An 18660-nucleotide genomic window follows, 5' to 3' on the forward strand; every position below is an offset into this window, starting at 1 on the left:
AGCGAGCCCGCCCGCGAAAGGTTCGATTCGATCTGCGGGTGATCAGTCGAGTGTAGAACCACTGACAGGAATGCCACGCTCAGGGAAGAACAGGCGCTGCAGTTCGGTGCCCGGGCTTTCGGCGCGCATGAATGCTTCGCCGACCAAGAACGCATAAACGTCGCTGATTTCCATCAACTCGACATCGGCACGGTTGAGGATGCCGCTTTCGGTGATCACCAGACGATCGCGCGGGATCCGCGGCAACAGGTCGAGTGTGGTTTCCAGGCTGACGTCAAAAGTGTGCAGGTTACGGTTGTTCACGCCAACCAGTGGCGTGTCGAGGATTTTCAGGGCCCGGTCCAACTCGTCGCCGTCGTGGACTTCCACCAGCACATCGAGGCCGACGCTTTTCGCCACCGACGCCAGCTCAGCCATTTTCACGTCGTCCAAAGCGGAGACGATCAACAGCACGCAGTCCGCGCCCAGGGCTCGGGCTTCAACGATCTGGTAGGGATCGATCATGAAGTCCTTGCGGATTACCGGCAGTTTGCACGCGGCACGCGCCTGCTGCAGGTACTCATCAGCGCCCTGGAAGTAGTCGATATCGGTGAGCACCGATAGACAGGTGGCGCCGCCTTTCTCGTAGCTCCTGGCAATGGCGGCGGGAACGAAGTTCTCGCGGATCACACCTTTGCTCGGCGACGCTTTTTTGATTTCAGCAATGACTGCCGGCTGCTTCAACTTGGCTTGAGCCAGCAAAGCCTTGGCAAAACCACGGGGTGCATCGGCCGCCTTGGCCAGGTTTTCCAGCTCGGCGAGGCTTACGCGAGCGCTGCGCTCGGCAACTTCCTCAACCTTGCGTGCCAGAATCTTTTCCAGAACCGTCGGTACACTCATCCCTCATTCTCCACTTTGAATACCGCGGTAAAGGCACCCAGCTCCTCGAGTTTTTCCCGAGCGAGTCCGGTGTGCAGCGCATCGTGCGCCAAGGCGACACCCTCTTTCAAACTGCTGGCATGGTCGGCGGCGTACAACGCTGCACCGGCATTGAGCATGATCATCTCAGCGGCCTTCTGACCGTTTTCGGTCTTGCGCTTGCCCAAGGCATCGCGAATCAGCTCAAGGGACGCCGCCGGGCTTTCCACCGCCAGGCCATGCAGGCTCTGGCTCTTCATGCCCAAATCTTCCGGCTCGACCCAATACTCGGTGATCTGGTCATCCTTGAGTTCGGCCACATAAGTAGGCGCAGCCAGGCTGAATTCGTCCAGACCGTCCTTCGAATGCACCACCAGCACATGCTTGCTGCCCAGACGCTGCAAGACTTCGGCCAATGGCCGGCACAGGGCCTGGGTGAAAACGCCCACCACCTGATGTTTCACACCGGCCGGATTCGTAAGCGGGCCGAGCATGTTGAACAGGGTGCGCAGGCCGAGTTCGCGGCGCGGGCCAGCGGCATGCTTCATGGCACTGTGGTGAGTCTGGGCAAACATGAAGCCGATGCCGACGTTATCGATGCAGCGCGCCACTTGAACCGGGGTCAGGTTCAGGTAGATACCGGCGGCTTCCAGCAAATCGGCACTGCCGCTTTTACCCGAAACCGCGCGGTTACCGTGCTTGGCCACGGTGCAGCCGGCCGCCGAGACCACGAAGGCCGAAGCGGTCGACACATTGAAGATGTTGGCACCGTCACCGCCGGTACCGACCACATCGACGACACCGTCGAGGGTCTTGAGTTCGACCTTGTCCGCCAGTTCACGCATGACCGACACGGCGCCGACGATTTCATCGATGCTTTCGCTCTTCATGCGCATGGCCATCATGAACGCGCCGATCTGCGCGTCCGTGCATTGCCCGGTCATGATTTCGCGCATCACATCGCGCATTTCCTCGGTGCTGAGGTCGAGCTGCTCGACGATACGGCTCAGGGCTGTCTTGATATTCATGAAAAGTCCTTAGCGCGTGCCGCCAGTTTGTTTGAGGAAGTTCGCGAACAGCTCGTGACCCTGCTCGGTGAGGATCGATTCAGGGTGAAACTGCACGCCTTCGATGTTCAGGGTCTTGTGACGCAGGCCCATGATCTCGTCCACCGAACCGTCTTCGAGCTGGGTCCAGGCCGTCAACTCCAGGCAATCAGGCAGGGTTTCACGCTTGACGATCAATGAATGATAGCGCGTGACCGTCAACGGGCGGTTCAGGCCTTCGAAGACACCTTTGTCTTCGTGGAAAACCGGGCTGGTCTTGCCGTGCATGACCTGGCGGGCACGGACCACATCGCCGCCAAAGGCCTGGCCGATGGACTGATGGCCCAGGCACACACCGAGAATCGGCAGTTTGCCGGCGAAATACTTGATCGCTTCAATCGAGATGCCGGCTTCGGTCGGCGTGCACGGACCGGGAGACACCACGATGCGCTCCGGGTTGAGGGCTTCGATTTCAGCAATAGTGAGTTCATCGTTGCGCACGACTTTGACCTCGGCGCCCAGCTCACCCAGGTATTGCACAACGTTGTAAGTAAAAGAGTCGTAGTTATCGATCATCAGCAACATGGCGTTAAGAACCTCTTGAATTCACTGACTTCTAATGCAGCCTTCGGATGAACCACCCGTTGCGGCCTGCGCTCGATCGGTCGAGGCGGCCGGCATACGGGTCCGTCCATGGGTCAGCTTTCTGGAGTTTGTTCAGCCAGGGCAACGGCGCGGAACATCGCGCGGCGCTTGTTCAGGGTTTCTTCCCATTCCAGCGCCGGCACCGAGTCGGCGACGATGCCGCCACCGGCCTGCACATGCAGCTCGCCGTTCTTGATCACCGCCGTGCGAATTGCAATGGCGGTGTCCATGTTGCCGTTCCAGGCGAAATAGCCGACGGCGCCGCCGTAGACGCCGCGCTTGACGGGCTCCAACTCGTCGATGATTTCCATCGCACGAATCTTCGGTGCGCCCGACAAGGTGCCCGCCGGCAGGATTGCCCGCAATGCGTCCATCGCCGTCAGCCCGGCCTTCAATTGCCCGGTGACGTTGGACACGATGTGCATCACGTTGGAATAACGCTCGATAACCATTTTCTCGGTGAGTTTCACCGAACCGATTTCCGAGACCCGACCGGTGTCGTTACGACCCAGATCAATCAACATCAAGTGCTCGGCAATTTCCTTGTCGTCGGACAGCAGATCTTTTTCCAGCGCCAGATCGGCCTCTTCGGTCGCCCCACGCGGACGGGTGCCGGCAATCGGGCGCACCGTGATCAGGTTGTCTTCGACCCGCACCAGCACTTCCGGCGAACTGCCGACGACGTGGAAGTCGCCGAAGTTGAAGAAGTACATGTAAGGCGTCGGGTTGAAGCAGCGCAGCGCGCGGTACAGGTCGATGGGTGCGGCCTTGAAATCGATCGACATGCGCTGGGACGGCACAACCTGCATGCAGTCGCCAGCCAGGATGTATTCCTTGATGGTGTCGACGGCTTTTTCGTAATCGTCCTGGGTAAAGCTGGAGCGGAACACCGGATCGGCCGCTTGTTGCTTGCTGAAGTCCAGGCCACGGCGTGGAGTGATCGGCTGACGCAGTTTTTCCAGCAGTTCTTCCAGGCGTGCGCGACCTTGCTCGAAGGCGTCTTCCTGTGCCGGGTCGGCCAGGACGATGGCGTGCATCTTGCCGGCGAGGTTGTCGAACACCACTACCGCGTCGGAGACCATCAGCAGAATGTCCGGCACGCCCAGCGGATCCGGGTTCGGGCATTTGCCCAGACGCTTTTCCACATAACGTACGCAGTCGTAGCCAAAGTAACCCACCAGGCCGCCGTTGAAGCGCGGCAGACCGGCGATGGTCGGTACGTTGTAGCGGGCCTTGAAGGTTTCGACGAAGGCCAGCGGGTCTTCCACGTCGTGGCTTTCAGTCTCCACGCCATCGACGGTCACGCTGACGTGATGGTCGTGAACCCGCAGCACGGTGCGGCACGGCAGGCCGATGATCGAGTAACGGCCCCACTTTTCGCCGCCCTGTACCGATTCCAGCAGGTAAGAATTAGGCTCGTCGGCCAGTTTCAGGTAGATCGACAGCGGCGTGTCGAAGTCGGCCAGGGTTTCGCAGGCAAGCGGGATGCGGTTGTAGCCGGCAGCGGCCAAACGCAGGAATTCTTCGCGGATCATGATGTGCCTCGTGGTTTGAGGGTCTAACTGTCAGGTATGCAAACGCGCCGGATAACCGGCCAGGAACAAGTCAGGCGCGCCAACGCCAACGGGCCAGGGCCTTGATGACTTTCATCCAGAGTTTGCGAGTGACCACCACGATGGAATTTCCAGGAGGGGATTGAACAGCGTCGGGCAACGTTATCTCAGCCGCTGGATCCAGGCAACCGGGAATTAGTTTGCGCAGATCGTCGATGACCAGCGTCGGCGATTCTTCGGCAATCGGACGGCCATGGTTATAGCCGTAACTCAAGGCTACGCACTTGACCCCCGCCGCTTTCGCTGCCAGCACATCACTGCGCGAATCGCCAACGAACAAGGCCTGCGAAGCCGGGATATTGGTCATTTTCATCACGAAAAACAGTGCGGCCGGATCGGGCTTCTTCTGCGGCAGCGTGTCACCACCGATGATCAGGCGGAAATAGCGACCGATCTTCATCTGATCCAGCAGCGGCGCGACGAAGCGCTCCGGCTTGTTGGTGATCAGCGCCATCTCTACACCCTGCTTGTGCAACCACTTCAGGGTGGAGCGCACGCCAGGGTAGACCACCGTCAGTTCGTGACCTTGTTCATAGAAGCCATTGAACAGCTCCAGGGCATGCTCGGCTTCGACCTCATCGACACCCTCGGCGTCGATGTGATTGGCCAGGGCACGGCGCACCAGCATGTGAACGCCGTTGCCCACCCACTCACGCACCGCTTCGATGCCGGCAGGTTGACGCCCGAGTTTGAGCAGCATGTTATCCACGGCCGCCGCAAGGTCAGGGACCGAATCGATCAATGTGCCGTCCAGATCGAACATCACCAGCCGTGGCAGGCTTCCCGGGAACAGCTGCTCAAATCCGCTCATGGACGAGCCAGCGCCAGTTCGGAGCGCATTTTTTCTATGACTTCCTGATAATTTGGAGCGTTGAAGATCGCCGAGCCCGCGACGAAGGTGTCGGCACCGGCTGCAGCGATTTCACGGATGTTATTGACGTTCACGCCGCCGTCGATTTCCAGACGGATATCGCGACCGGAGGCGTCGATCAGCGCCCGCGCTTCGCGCAGCTTGTCGAGGGTGCCGGGAATGAACTTCTGCCCGCCGAAGCCTGGGTTGACGCTCATCAGCAGGATCATGTCGACCTTGTCCATCACGTACTTGAGCACGTCCAGCGGGGTCGCGGGGTTGAACACCAGGCCCGATTTGCAGCCGCCTTCACGGATCAGTTGCAGGGAACGATCGATGTGCTGCGTGGCTTCCGGGTGGAAGGTGATGTAGGTCGCGCCCGCTTCGATGAAGTCACCGACGATGCGGTCCACCGGGCTGACCATCAGGTGCGCGTCGATCGGCGCGGTCACGCCGTACTTGCGCAGCGCCGAGCACACCATCGGGCCAATGGTCAGGTTTGGCACGTAATGGTTGTCCATGACATCGAAGTGCACGAAGTCGGCGCCAGCGGCCAGGACATTGTCCACTTCCTCACCCAGGCGGGCGAAGTCGGCGGAGAGAATCGACGGAGCAATAACGAAGGGCTGCATGACGCACCTTTTCTGAGCAGAATCACGATGGCGCGCATTGTATACCTCATGCTTTGACGCGCGCACCGTGACCGCGATGATTGGGCTATGCCTGGTAAGCCGCGCGGTAGATCTTCTCGATATCGACAGCGCTCAGTTTGCGCGGGTTATTGCGCATCAGGCGCTCGATTCCCGCCGCTTCCACGGCCATGGACGGAATCGCGTCTTCGGGAACCCCGAAGACGCGCAGGCCAGACGGGATTTCCACCGCCGCGCACAGCTCGGTCATCGCTTCCACGGCTTTATCGGCCGCTTCCGTGACGCTCAGATGAGCGGTCTTCACGCCCATGGCCTCGGCAATATCCTGCATGCGCTCGACGCAGGCCAACTTGTTCCAGTGCATGACATGGGGCAGCAGCAACGCGTTGCTGACGCCATGGGCGATGTTGTATCGCCCACCCAGCGGATACGCCAGCGCATGTACCGCACCGACACCGGCATTACCAAAGGCCATGCCGGCCATCAGGCTGGCGGTAGCCATGTCCTCGCGGGCCTGAAGATTTGACGGATTGGCGTAGGCCTTGGGCAGCGCCCTGGCAATCAGTTTGATGGCCCCAATGGCCAGGGAATCGGTAATCGGCGACGCATTCAGCGATAAATAGGATTCGATGGCGTGCACCAGCGCATCGACGCCACTGGCCGCCGTGACACCGCGGGGACAGGTCAAGGTCATCTGCGGGCTGACCAGGGCGACGTCCGGCAGCAGGTAGTCACTGACGATGCCCTTCTTCAACTGCGCGACCTTGTCGGAGAGGATCGCCACGTTGGTGACTTCCGAACCGGTACCGGCCGTGGTCGGGATGGCGATCAGCGGCGGCCCCTTGCGTGGCACCTGGTCGATGCCGAACAGGTCCTCCAAGGCGCCGTGGTAACCGGCATACGCGGCCACACTCTTGGCGATGTCGATGGCGCTGCCGCCACCCAGGCCGATCAAGCCGTCATGCCCGCCGTCGCGGTAGACCCGCATGCAGTCTTCAACGATGGCGATTTCCGGGTCGGGCAAAACCCGGTCGAAGATTTCGTAAGTGCGATCCCCCAACTGCGCCAGCGCCAGCTCCACCGTCCCGGATTTGACGAGAGCGGCGTCAGTGACGATCAGCGGGTTGTCGATGTCCAGGCGCGTCAACTCCGCCGCCAGTTGCTCGATAGCCCCGGCGCCAGTGATCAATTTATGAGCGATTTTGAAAGAGGAAAGACTCATGTGCGCAGCCTCTTTATAGGTAGGGGAGCTGGGCACAAGAGTAGCTGGGGATTTGGGGTTGTCTGGTATTCAGGTCGTGAATGACCGACGCCCCCGAGAACCACTAAAGAACACCTGTAGGAGCGAGCTTGCTCGCGATGAACCTGAGAGCGCCGCGGGATGTCAGGTTCCCCGCGTTATCGTTGACGTTCATCGCGAGCAGACTCGCTCCTGGAGTTGGTCGAGCGTCAGACCTGTGCGGTCCGCAATTTCTCGCTACGCCCACGCAACCACTCCAGGGTCAGCAACAGGATCACCGAGAAAGCGATCAGCAACGTCGCCGCAGCGGCGATGGTCGGGCTGAGGTTTTCACGAATCCCGCTGAACATCTGCCTTGGCAGAGTCGCTTGCTCTGGACCGGCGAGGAACAGCGTCACCACCACTTCATCGAACGAGGTGGCGAAGGCGAACAACGCACCGGAGATCACGCCCGGCGCGATCAACGGCAGGGTCACCCGCCGGAACGTCGTCAGCGGCGAAGCACCGAGGCTGGCAGCGGCGCGCACCAGGTTTTGGTTGAAGCCCTGCAAAGTCGCCGACACCGTGATGATCACGAACGGCACACCCAATACCGCGTGCACCACGATCAACGAGAAGAAGCTGTTGCCAAAACCCAGCGGGGCGAAGAACAAGTAACTAGCCACACCGATGATCACCACCGGCACCACCATCGGCGAAATCACCAGCGCCATAACCAGTGCCTTGCCAGGGAAGTTGCCACGGGTCAGACCAATGGCCGCCAGCGTACCGAAGACCATGGCCAGCACGGTGGCGGCCGGGGCGACGATGATGCTGTTCTTCAGTGAGCGCATCCATTCGGCCGACGCGAAGAAGTCCTGATACCAGTGCAGCGAAAAACCTTGCAGCGGGTACACCAGGAAGCTGCCGGAGTTGAACGACAGCGGAATGATCACCAGCACCGGCAGAATCAGAAACAACAGAATCAGGCCGCAGAGAATCCGCAAACTGTAGAACCACACCCGCTCAATGGGCGACATATAAGGACTCAGCATTTCGTTCTCCCCTTAGCTCAGGCGCAGGCGACTGGCGCCTACCAGCCAGCTGTAAATCAGATAAAGCACGACCGTTGCCAGCAGAAGCAGCCCGCCCAGCGCGGTCGCCATGCCCCAGTTGATGCTGGTGTTGGTGTAGAAGGCGACGAAGTAGCTGACCATCTGATCGTTCGGGCTGCCCAGCAATGCCGGGGTGATGTAGTAACCGATGGCGAGGATGAACACCAACAGGGAACCGGCGCCGACACCGGCATAGGTCTGCGGGAAGTACACCCGCCAGAAGCTGGCGAACGGATGGCAACCGAGGGAAATCGCCGCACGCATGTAGGTCGGCGAGATGCCTTTCATCACGCTATAGATAGGCAGAATCATGAATGGAAGCAGGATGTGCACCATCGAGATGTAAACCCCGGTGCGGTTGAACACCAGTTCCAGCGGTTTATCGATGATGCCCAGGGCCATCAGGCCGCTGTTGATCAGGCCACCCGATTGAAGCAACACGATCCACGCCGCGACCCGCACCAGGATTGAGGTCCAGAACGGCAGCAGCACCAGAATCATCAGCAGGTTGCTTTGACGCGACGGCAAGTTCGCCAGCAGGTAGGCCAACGGATAGGCCAGCACCAGGCAAATGACGGTGATGATCAGGCCCATCCAGAAGGTGCGGGCAAAGATGTCGAGGTAGATCGCCTGATCCGGGGTGGCTGGTGCCAGCTCGCCGAGGTCATCGATGCGATGATCGACGGCAGCCAGCAAATAGAAAGGCGTAATGCTGCTGGTGTTGCGACGTACGGCCTGCCAATAGGCGGGATCACCCCAGCGCTCGTCGAGCCCTTCCAGTGCTTCTTTATAAGAGGTTGGCTCGGTGGCAAACGGCAAGGCGCGGGCCGTTTTGGTCAACAGGCTGCGATAGCCGGCCAACTCCATGTTCAAGCGCTTGGACAGATCGCCCAAGGTCTGATTCTTGCGGGCTTCAGCGAGGTCCTCGCTGGCCGCCTTGTAAACCGGTTCGGCGGGCAGCCCTCGGCCGTCCCAACTGGCGATAGCCGTTACGGTGCGCGGCATGCCGCCAACCACTTCCGGGTTACCGACACTTTTGTAGAGCAGCGCCACGATCGGCACCAGGAACACCAGCAACAGAAACAGCACCAGGGGCGCGATCAAGGCCTGGGCCTTCCAGCGGTTGACCCGCTCGGCGTGCTTGAGCCGTTGCTTCAAGGTGGGATCAGTGCCCGCGTTCAGGGGAACGGCGATAGCCATGGCGTACTCCGGAAATCTTTAAACGATCATTAAAGTGGGAGCGAACTTTTGTGGCGAGCGAGCTTGCTCGCGCTGGGCTTCGATGCGGCCCCAAAATTCTGCTGACAACTTCCAATTTTGTGAGTGCTGCGCACTCAAGCGGGAGCAAGCTCCCTCGCCACAAAAGCTCGCCCTCACAGGAGGGCGAGCCCTCTGTTTATTTCGCAGCCCAGGAATTGAAGCGCTGTTCCAGTTGCTCGCCGTTGTCAGCCCAGAAGCTGACGTCGATCTGCACCTGGTTGGCGATGTTTTCCGGGGTGGTCGGCATGTCTTTCAGGACATCCTTGGCCAGCAGCGGTACGGCTTGGGTGTTGGCCGGGCCGTAGGCGATGTTTTCCGAGTAGGTCTTCTGCTGCTGTGGCTGCACCGAGAAGGCGATGAATTTCTTCGCCGCTTCTGCCCGCGCCTTGTCCAGGCCTTTTGGAATGGCCCAAGCGTCAAAGTCGTAGATGCCGCCGTTCCACACGACTTTCAGGTTGCTTTCTTTCTGCACGGCAGCGATACGGCCGTTGTAGGCCGAGCTCATGACCACATCACCGGATGCGAGGTATTGCGGCGGTTGAGCACCGGCCTCCCACCATTGAATGCTTGGCTTGAGTTCGTCGAGTTTCTTGAACGCGCGGTCCTGACCGTCTTTGCTGGCCAGCACTTTGTAGACGTCTTTCGGCGCAACGCCGTCGGCCATCAGAGCGAATTCCAGGGTGTACTTGGCGCCTTTACGCAGGCCACGCTTGCCCGGGAATTGCTTGGTGTCCCAGAAGTCTTTCCAGCTGGTCGGTGCGGTTTTCAGCTTGTCGGCGTTGTAGGCCAGCACGGTCGACCACACGAAGAAACCCACGCCGCATGGCTGGATCGCGCCTTTGACGTAGTCTTCGGTCTTGCCGAACAGCTTCGGATCGAGCGGCTCGAACATGTCTTCGTCACAACCACGGGACAGTTCTGGCGACTCTACTTCCACCAGATCCCAGGACACGCTCTTGGTGTCGACCATGGCCTTGACCTTGGCCATTTCACCGTTGTATTCGCCTGCCACGATCTTGCCGTTGCCTGCCGCTTCCCACGGTGCATAGAAGGCTTTGACCTGCGCTGCCTTGTTCGCGCCGCCAAAGGACACCACGGTCAGGTCCGGGCCAGCGGCCATCGCGCTTGCTGCCCCCATCATGCCCAGTGCCAGAGCGGTGAATTTCAGGGATCTCAACATTTATTGTTCTCTCCACGTGCAGGGTTGGTGTTGTTGAAGCCAGGGCGATCAATTCGCCTCTAGAAGGGGATCGAGCGCGCGAACGTGCTCGACCTGCCAGCCAAGCGGTACCACATCACCCACCGCCAGCGCGGGATCGAGCTCGGCAATCGGTTGTTTCACGAAGAAGTCGGTCTTGCCACAGACTTCCAGGCGAACCCGGACGTGGTCGCCCAGATAGATGAATTCCGCCACCCTTCCGGAGAAGCGGTTGGTGCAGGACTCGCTGGAGCCATTGAGGCTCACGCGCTCCGGGCGAATGGACAAGGTCACCGGCTCGCCGGTCCGGCCGACATTCACCGCCAGCGCTTCAACTTTTTCACCACGCCCCAGTTCCACCACGCAGCGGTCGCCGGTCTGACTGTGCAAACGGCCATTGAGTCGGTTGTTCTCGCCGATGAAGTTGGCGACGAAGGTATTTTTCGGCTCTTCGTAGAGCGTGCGCGGCGGCGCGATCTGCTGGATTTCACCTTGATGGAATACCGCCACGCGGTCGGACATGGTCAGGGCTTCGCCCTGGTCGTGGGTCACGTAGACCACGGTCACGCCCAGACGCTGGTGCAGGTGTTTGATTTCCATCTGCATGTGTTCACGCAGTTGTTTGTCGAGCGCGCCAAGGGGTTCGTCCATCAGCACCAGTTGCGGCTCGAACACCAGTGCGCGGGCTAACGCCACACGCTGCTGCTGACCGCCGGACAGTTGTCCCGGGTAACGCTGAGCGAAGGCGTCGAGTTGCACCATGCTCAGCACACGCTTGACCTTGTCGCTGACATCGCTCTTGTTCATGCCGCGAACGGTCAGCGGGAACGCCAGGTTCTCGGCGACCGTCATGTGCGGGAACAACGCGTAGTTCTGGAACACCATGCCAATGTCGCGCTTGTGCGGCGGCACGTTATTGATGGCACGACCGGCCAGGAGAATTTCACCGGCGGTCGGGGTTTCGAAACCGGCAAGCATCATCAGGCTGGTGGTCTTGCCGGAACCGGACGGCCCGAGCAAGGTGAGGAATTCGCCTTTGCGAATATCCAGGTTGAGGTCTTTGACGATCAGGTTCTCGCCGTCGTAGCTCTTTTGCACTCCACGAAAGCTGACCAGAACATCATTGGCCCCTGCGCTTGAATCGACCTGGCTCATACCCACACCTTTGTTGTTGATGACTGCTGTGGACTAAGCCTAGTGGACGCTGGAGACCACGCAAATCGGGGTGCAGGAGAGAATCGCCTCAGACGGATGGAAGGTTGGGGGTAGGGATTGCCCTACAAGGATGGCGCGTTTTGGCATACGCAGCGGCAAGCTGTCAGCTACAAGCCACGGGCGACGGCAAAAGCTTTTTGGCGCGATGTCGTAAATGGATATGGCGTCGCGTTATTCCTGTAGGAACCAGCTTGCTGGCGAAAGGATCTCAAGTACGCCATCGCCAGCAAGCTGGCTCCCACAAAGAATTTAGGCGCTATTAGAGGAGCTTGTGTTCCATCGCGTACTTCACCAGCTCCGCCAGGGAGGTGATGTTGAGTTTCTGCATCAGCCGCGCCTTGTGGGTGCTGATGGTTTTGCTGCTCAACGCCAATTGCTGGGCGATGTCGTTGACGTTCGCCCCCTGGGCCAGGCGTTCGAACACTGAAAACTCGCGTTCCGACAGCAGCGAGTGCAGGGGGCGCGAATCGGTCAGGCCGACTTCAAAGACCATCCGGTCGGCCAGTTCCGGATCGATATAGCGTCCACCGGCCGCCACCCGGCGGATAGCCGTCAGCAACAGGGCCGGATCGCTGTCCTTGGTGGCGTAGCCAGCAGCGCCGACCTTCAACGCCCGGGCCGCCATTTGCGCTTCATCGTGCATCGACAACACCAGGATCACCGGTGGATTGTTCAGCGCACGTATGCGTGGAATCGCTTCCAGGCCGTTTACGCCCGGCATGGAGATATCCAGCAGGACCACTTCGCAGGGTACATGTCGCAAAGTCTCGAGCAATTGTTCGCCATTGCTCGCCTCCCCTACCACGAGCAAGTCCTTGGCCAGGCCGATCAATTGCTTGATGCCTTCGCGGACGATGGTGTGGTCTTCGGCTACCAGTACACGGATCACTCACTTCTCCTCATCCAGCGGCACTCGCACGATCAGGGTCGTGCCCTCGCCCGGCTCACTCTCAAGCGACAACTGGCCGCCCATGATCAGCACCCGTTCGCGCATGCCCACCACGCCAAAGGAAGTCTGCCTGCCAGCAACTGCGACGAATCCTACGCCATCATCGCTGACGGTCAGACAGAGCTCGTTGCCATCAAGGGCCAGTGTCAGTTCGACAGTATGCGCCTGGGCATGGCGCATGACATTGGTCAGTGCTTCCTGAAGGATACGAAACAGGCCAATCGCCTTGGCATCACTGAGCACCGGCAAATTGTCCGGCACCTGCACCAGACACGGAATCTGAGTGCGCGCCTCAAAGCGACGGGCCTGCCATTCAATGGCCGAGGCAATCCCGGCATCGAGAATCGGTGGCCGTAATGCTGTCGCCACATCACGTACCAACTGGAACAACTGAGCGATCAGGCGCTTCATGCTGTTCAAGCGCTCGTTCAGACCGGGGTCGAGTTGGGCGTAGGCCAGCTCACACATGGATGTCTCCAGTTTGAGCACGGTCAGCATCTGACCCAGCTCGTCGTGAACTTCCCGGGCAATGCGCGCCTTTTCCTCTTCACGCACGCTTTCCAGGTGCGCGGACAGCTCCCGCAACTGCTCCCGGGAACTGGCCAACTCCAGTTCGATGCGCTTGCTCTCGCTGATGTCCCAGACAATACCGTCCCAGACATAGGCACCATCCTTGAGCCGCCGGGTAATCGCCTTGATCTCCGCCCAGCGTTGCTCGCCTTGACGGGTCAGGATTCGGCCTTGCCATGACCAGTCGCTGTCGGTATCCAACGCGTGGTCCTGGGTCTGGTGATAGCTGGCCTTGTCATCCGGATGCACCACACTGCGCAGACCTTTGTCACGGTGGGCCAGGGTGGCCGGGGAATAACCCACCAGCTTCTCGCTGCCTTCGCTGATGTAGGCAAAGTCGATCTGGCCTGTCACCGGTGCCCGCTCCAGACGAAAGACCAATCCGGGCACATTCGCCGCGATCCCTTGCAGTCGCGCTTCACTTTCCTGCAACGCGGCCAGGGCGCGACGACGCTCGGTGACGTCAGTGAGGTAAACCACCAGGTATTCGCCGTCGCGAAACCGCAGGAAGCTCAACGAAACATCAGCGGGCAGGATGCTGCCATCGGCCCGCAAGCAATTGGTTTCGAAACTTTGCGGGGCGTCATCACTGGCCCTGGCGAGTTTCCACAGGTTCAACCAGCGATCCATGTGCAAGCCGGGTTCGAAGTCAATCAAGGGCCGGTCAATGATTCCCCCCGATGCATAGCCCAACATGGTTTCGGCCGCGCGGTTGGCATAACGCACGTGACTGTCCCAATTGACCCAGAGAATGCCCACGGTGCTCTGGTCGATGGAAAACTGCGTCAGGCGCAAGGCTTCTTCGCTGGCGGCACGCAAGGCAATGTCGTCCTGCGCGGCTGCCAGTCGCTGCTCCAGGCTGTGCTGCTGGCGTCGCTGCCAGAACACGATGGCCATGCTGCTCAGCGTCAACACCAGTAACAGCAGGCAAAGGTTTTGCCAGAACCCCGGAGACTCGGTGAGCCGAGGGTATTTGGGTTGCAGCCATTGGTTGTGCAGGTTCTCCAGATCCTTGGCCGGGATCGCCCGCAATGCGCTCTCGACGATGCCAGCCAGCTCCGGCCGGTCGCGCCGCGTCGCGATCCGCAGCAGTTGCGGCAAGCCTATGTCGCCCACGACGACCAGCCCGGCGAATTCCGGTTCGACGGACAGTCGCCCCAATTGCGCCTCATCGACGACGGCATAGGCCGCTTGCTGACTCAACAACAATTGCAGCGCCTGTCGCTCCACCGGAACGCCCTGCAGGTTCAAATGCGGATAGTTGCTGCGCAGGTAATCGGCAGTGGCGCTGGGCATGCGAATGGCGACGCGGGTCTGGCTGTCGAGTTTTTCCAGCTCGACCGACCCGGTGCCTTTCTGATCGCTGACCACCAATTGCGGCACCCGCATGTACGGGTCGGAAAACTGCCAGAGGCGCAGCCCACCGGGCGTTTGGGTCAGTCCTGGCGCGATATCGATTTCGCCCTCGCGCGCAGCCGCTTCAAGTTGCTCGAGGTCGGGAAAGTTACGCCAGCTCAGCTCGACCTTGAGTGACTTGGCCAGCCATTTCATCAGCTCGACGTTAACCCCGGACAGTCGCTGCAAACGGCGATCGTAGAGTGCGTAAGGCGCTTGCAACACCAGCCCGACCCGCAGCTCTCCTTGCTGGGCCAGCCACTGTTGCTGCTTGGGTGACAAGGTTGCAACGTGCGCCGGAGGCATGACTGCCGCCCAGCCCATCAAGGGAAACCACAAACAGCCGATAACCCACAGGCAGCGAAAACGCATCATCGAACTCTCACACACTGACAAATACTGACCAACCCATTAGGCTGCCGGAATTACTTCTGGCCTGGAATATCCGATGCCCCCTGTCTACCGCCTGGCACTGCCAGCATTGTGCCTGTCGCTGATCCTGCCTTGCGCTTTTTCCGTCGAAGCTGCCGACCCGGCACCAGCCGCCACGCAAAAGCCCGCCGAAGAAAAACCGGTCGAGCGCCAGCCCTTGCCTGAGCGTAGTCAGGAAGAAGCGACCGCACTCGAGCGGAAAATCCCGGCTCAGGAACAGCAGCAACTGCAAGCGGGCAGCGATTCTTTCCTGGCCTTGTGGAAACCGGCCAACACCGCCGAACCCAAAGGCGCGGTAATTATCATCCCGGGCGCGGGCGAAACCGTTGACTGGCCTCAAGCGATCGGCCCTTTGCGGCGCAACTTGCCGAACGCGGCGTGGAGCAGCCTGAGTATCACCTTGCCGGACCTGCAAAGCGATGCCATTGCACCGCGTATCGTCGAAGTGCCGCCCGTCCCCAAGGCGGCAGACACCGGCAGCAAGGATTCGACCACCGCAGCGCCCATCGAACAGGCCGCTGGCGGCGAAGCGGATGTGGCCGACAAGGCCATCGCCGAAACCACCGAAGAACAGGCCAAGGCCGACGCCGAGCGGATCTTTGCCCGTATCGATGCCGCTATCGCGTTCGCCGAACAGCAAAGCGCGCGCAGCATTGTGGTATTGGGACATGGTACGGGGGCCTACTGGGCCGCACGGTATCTGAGTGAAAAACAGACATCGCAGGTCGAGCGATTCGTGATGGTTGCCGCGCAGACGCCGGTTCAAGCGAAACCCGCGCTGGATGAACTCACGCCAACCCTGAAACTGCCTACCGCCGATATTTACTACATGGACAAACCACTGGATCGCAACGCGGCGCTTGCCCGCTTGCAGGCCAGCAAACGCTTGAAGGCTTCGGCGTTCAGCCAGGTTTCACTCAAGGCGTTGCCGGGTAACGCCAAGGCAGAGCAGGAGCAGTTAGTGCGCCGGGTTCGGGGTTGGTTGAATCCACAGCCTGTGGCGCACTGAGTGACCGAGCCGCCAACGCCTGCAGCAAAACGCAAATCCTGCAGGCGCTGGCTGGCCAGCGATGGCGGCGTCGCCGGCCCTACAACCCGTTGCCGCTATCAAAAATCCCTCCGCTGACGAATCAGCATATAAGCGCCATGCAATTCACGGGTCTTCTCGGTCGCTTCGCGAACCTGCTGCTCCGTCGCGCCGTTGCCGGCCACCTTGTCCGGGTGATGACGACTGAGCAGGCGGCGATAGGCACGCTTGATCTGCGCCGGCTCGGTGGTGGCTGACACGCCCAACAACCGCATGGCGTCTTGATAGGTGGCTGCTTTATTAGCCACCAACCGCTTCTGCGGCTCATAGTCCGCCGCCAACGCCTGCACCTGATACGACCGCCAGCCCAGCCACCGCCCCCATTGGGCAATCAACTCCCGCTCATGGGTGCCGGCCCGACCGTCCGCCCAGATCATCCGCCAACAGGCGCGCAACACCCCTTCTGCCGCATGGGGTTGAGCACTCAAGCGGCGCAGATAACCACGCAACCGATCGTTGCCCGACTTGCCGCGATTGAATGCCGCTATCGCCCGACGCTGAGCCGATTCATTCATCTCCAGCGCACGCATTTCCTGCCGCGCCTGCTGGATATGGCCATCCATTACCTGCCCGTCGCTCTTGGCCAATCGCCCCAACAATACAAACAACAGTTCATCGTTGCGCAGCGTCGGGCGGCCACCGAGCTTTTCCAGCAAGTGCCCCCAGCTCTGCAAGTGCAGGCGCCGGTCCAGCGCCTGCCCCAACAACGCACCCAGCAAGGCCCCCGGAATGCTGGCAATGGCAAACCCCGCTCCGGCTCCAATCAGAGTCCCTGGCCATAGCATGTCAGCGTCTCGCTTCAATCAAGGTTTCTGCTTGCGCCAATCGTTCATGAGTTCCGACATCGACCCACTGCCCGTTCAGCCGTTCGCCGGAGACTTGCCCGTTCGCCATTGCCGTGCGCAGTAACGGCGCAAGCTTGAACGCCCCGGCAGAGCACCCTTCGAACAACTGCGGGTGCAGCACTGCAATACCACTGTAGGTCAAGGTGGCAACGTCCGGTTGAGCGTCGCGGACCTGCCCGTCGATCAACTGGAAGTCCCCGGCCGGATGATGGTCCGGGTTGTTCGCCAGCACCAGGTGAGCCAGACCGGCAATCGGCTGATGCAACACGCTGAAGTCGTAATCGGTCCAGATATCGCCGTTGACCACCACGAACGCCTCATCACCCAACAACGGCAATGCGCGGAAAATCCCGCCTCCCGTTTCCAGCGGCTCCCCTTCCGGCGAGTATTGAATGTGCACGCCGTACCGCGAGCCATCGCCCAGATAGTCTTCGATCTGCTGACCCAGCCAGGCATGGTTGATCACGATCTCGGTAAACCCTGCCGAGGCGAGCGCGCGCAGGTGATACTCGATCAAGGGCACACCGCCTGCGCGAATCAGCGGTTTAGGCGTGGTCAGCGTCAGCGGGCGCATACGCTCGCCTTTGCCCGCTGCCAGAATCATTGCCTTCATGCCGTCACTCCAGCGCGCAGACTGGCCAGCAACATGTCCAGTTCAGCCAACTCCGGACGACGCGCGATCACCTCATCTATATAAGCAAAGAAACGCGGCACATCGGCCAGGTAACGTGGCTTGCCGTCGCGGTGACAGATACGGGCGAAGATGCCGATCACTTTCAGGTGACGCTGCACGCCCATCAAGTCACTGGCGCGCAGGAAATCTTCGAAGTCGGGCTGAACCGGAATGTTCAACGCCGCGGCCTGCTGCCAGTAACTTTCCAGCCAGCCACGCACGCGTTCCGCTGGCCAACTGAGAAAGGCGTCCTTGAACAGGCAAGTCACGTCGTAAGTCACCGGGCCATAAACAGCATCCTGGAAATCCAGCACGCCGGGATTGGGCTCGCTGAGCATCAGATTGCGTGGCATGTAGTCGCGATGTACGAGGACTTTCGGCTGAGCCAGGGCGCTGTCGATCAACAGATCGCTGACCTGCTGCCAAAGCACTTGCTGCGCGGCGTCGAATTCGATGCCCAGCTCGCGTTTCACGTACCACTCCGGGAACAGTTCAAGTTCGCGTCGCAGCAGCGCCACGTCATAACCGGGCAGCGGCGCAATCATCGGCAACTGCTGAAAAGCCAGCAGCGCTTGCAAGGCATCGGCGAACAAATCGTCGGCATTTTCGCTGTCGATTACGTCCAGATAGGTCTTGTTACCCAGATCATTGAGCAAAAGAAAACCGCGCTCGAGGTCCTCGGCATAAATTTTCGGCACGTTAATTCCGGATTTCGCCAGCAAAAATGCAATATCCACGAAGGGTTTGCAGTTTTCCTGGGGCGGTGGCGCATCCATCACAATGAAACTTTTACCCGCGCCTTCCCAGCGAAAATACCGCCGGAAACTCGCGTCACTACTGGCGGCGGTCAACGTGGCCGGGGGGACGGCACCCCAGCCTTGCTCCGCAAACAGGATCGCCAATTGCTCATCGAGCCAAACTTTCAGGTGTTGCAAACGTACATCTTGGTCAGGCATTGCAAGGGTCTCCGACGGCGCTAGCCGTCAAGCGGGTCATGCTTT

The 18660-nt window shown here is 60.2% G+C and carries 17 protein-coding genes; 1 reads left to right on the plus strand and 16 read right to left on the minus strand.

The window, feature by feature from the left end; all coding sequences use genetic code 11:
• Positions 1-42: 42 nt before the first annotated feature.
• The 13 genes from trpC to ACGJAX_RS03485 all read right to left on the minus strand — a co-directional run bounded on the left by trpC (position 43) and on the right by ACGJAX_RS03485 (position 14997).
• Positions 43-879, minus strand: coding sequence for an indole-3-glycerol phosphate synthase TrpC (gene trpC / locus ACGJAX_RS03425; protein ID WP_390957405.1), 837 nt, complete (start codon positions 877-879; stop codon positions 43-45).
• The gene (gene trpD, locus ACGJAX_RS03430; RefSeq protein WP_247258125.1) at positions 876-1925 is read right to left on the minus strand and encodes an anthranilate phosphoribosyltransferase; all 1050 of its coding nucleotides are present in this window, start codon (positions 1923-1925) and stop codon (positions 876-878) included. The genes trpC and trpD overlap by 4 nt, the downstream gene beginning before the upstream one ends.
• A 9-nt stretch (positions 1926-1934) precedes the next feature.
• Complete coding sequence (locus tag ACGJAX_RS03435) at positions 1935-2528, minus strand: aminodeoxychorismate/anthranilate synthase component II (protein WP_090325683.1); 594 nt, start codon at positions 2526-2528, stop codon at positions 1935-1937.
• 113 nt (positions 2529-2641) lie between these two features.
• Complete coding sequence (gene trpE, locus ACGJAX_RS03440; RefSeq protein WP_090325684.1) at positions 2642-4123, minus strand: anthranilate synthase component I; 1482 nt, start codon at positions 4121-4123, stop codon at positions 2642-2644.
• Between the two features lie 70 nt (positions 4124-4193).
• Positions 4194-5012: a phosphoglycolate phosphatase gene (locus ACGJAX_RS03445; protein ID WP_090325686.1), complete on the minus strand. Its 819-nt coding sequence runs from the start codon at positions 5010-5012 to the stop codon at positions 4194-4196.
• Positions 5009-5683, minus strand: coding sequence for a ribulose-phosphate 3-epimerase (rpe, locus tag ACGJAX_RS03450; protein WP_033044299.1), 675 nt, complete (start codon positions 5681-5683; stop codon positions 5009-5011). Before rpe ends, ACGJAX_RS03445 begins: the two co-directional genes overlap by 4 nt.
• Positions 5684-5768: 85 nt before the next feature.
• Positions 5769-6923, minus strand: coding sequence for an iron-containing alcohol dehydrogenase (locus ACGJAX_RS03455; protein ID WP_390957406.1), 1155 nt, complete (start codon positions 6921-6923; stop codon positions 5769-5771).
• 227 nt (positions 6924-7150) lie between these two features.
• Positions 7151-7975 (minus strand): ABC transporter permease, encoded by an 825-nt coding sequence (locus ACGJAX_RS03460; protein ID WP_090325691.1) that lies wholly within the window; start codon positions 7973-7975, stop codon positions 7151-7153.
• Positions 7976-7987: 12 nt separating this feature from the next.
• Positions 7988-9235, minus strand: coding sequence for an ABC transporter permease subunit (locus ACGJAX_RS03465; protein WP_390957407.1), 1248 nt, complete (start codon positions 9233-9235; stop codon positions 7988-7990).
• Positions 9236-9431: 196 nt separating this feature from the next.
• Positions 9432-10475, minus strand: coding sequence for an ABC transporter substrate-binding protein (locus ACGJAX_RS03470; protein WP_047534118.1), 1044 nt, complete (start codon positions 10473-10475; stop codon positions 9432-9434).
• A gap of 48 nt (positions 10476-10523) precedes the next feature.
• The gene (locus ACGJAX_RS03475; protein ID WP_090325695.1) at positions 10524-11648 is read right to left on the minus strand and encodes an ABC transporter ATP-binding protein; all 1125 of its coding nucleotides are present in this window, start codon (positions 11646-11648) and stop codon (positions 10524-10526) included.
• 319 nt (positions 11649-11967) lie between these two features.
• On the minus strand, positions 11968-12597 hold the full coding sequence (locus tag ACGJAX_RS03480) for a response regulator transcription factor (protein ID WP_090325697.1): 630 nt from the start codon (positions 12595-12597) through the stop codon (positions 11968-11970).
• Positions 12598-14997 carry a PAS domain S-box protein gene (locus ACGJAX_RS03485; RefSeq protein ID WP_390957408.1) on the minus strand — a complete coding sequence of 800 codons (2400 nt, stop codon included), beginning with the start codon at positions 14995-14997 and terminating at the stop codon, positions 12598-12600.
• A 73-nt stretch (positions 14998-15070) separates the two neighbouring features.
• On the opposite strand from ACGJAX_RS03485, the gene ACGJAX_RS03490 reads away from it, so the two are divergent.
• On the plus strand, positions 15071-16063 hold the full coding sequence (locus tag ACGJAX_RS03490; protein WP_390957409.1) for a DUF3530 family protein: 993 nt from the start codon (positions 15071-15073) through the stop codon (positions 16061-16063).
• Positions 16064-16161: 98 nt separating this feature from the next.
• Here ACGJAX_RS03490 and ACGJAX_RS03495 read toward each other — a convergent pair whose 3' ends face one another.
• From ACGJAX_RS03495 to ACGJAX_RS03505, 3 genes are read right to left on the minus strand one after another with little or no spacing between them, the layout of a single operon-like run.
• On the minus strand, positions 16162-16926 hold the full coding sequence (locus ACGJAX_RS03495; protein ID WP_390957410.1) for a TerB family tellurite resistance protein: 765 nt from the start codon (positions 16924-16926) through the stop codon (positions 16162-16164).
• Between the two features lies 1 nt (position 16927).
• On the minus strand, positions 16928-17599 hold the full coding sequence (gene murU / locus ACGJAX_RS03500; RefSeq protein ID WP_390957411.1) for an N-acetylmuramate alpha-1-phosphate uridylyltransferase MurU: 672 nt from the start codon (positions 17597-17599) through the stop codon (positions 16928-16930).
• Positions 17596-18615, minus strand: coding sequence for a phosphotransferase (locus ACGJAX_RS03505; RefSeq protein WP_390957412.1), 1020 nt, complete (start codon positions 18613-18615; stop codon positions 17596-17598). The genes murU and ACGJAX_RS03505 overlap by 4 nt, the downstream gene beginning before the upstream one ends.
• Positions 18616-18660: the final 45 nt, after the last annotated feature.

Origin of the sequence: Pseudomonas moorei, assembly GCF_042846945.1 — a bacterium.
Lineage (GTDB): Bacteria > Pseudomonadota > Gammaproteobacteria > Pseudomonadales > Pseudomonadaceae > Aquipseudomonas > Aquipseudomonas moorei.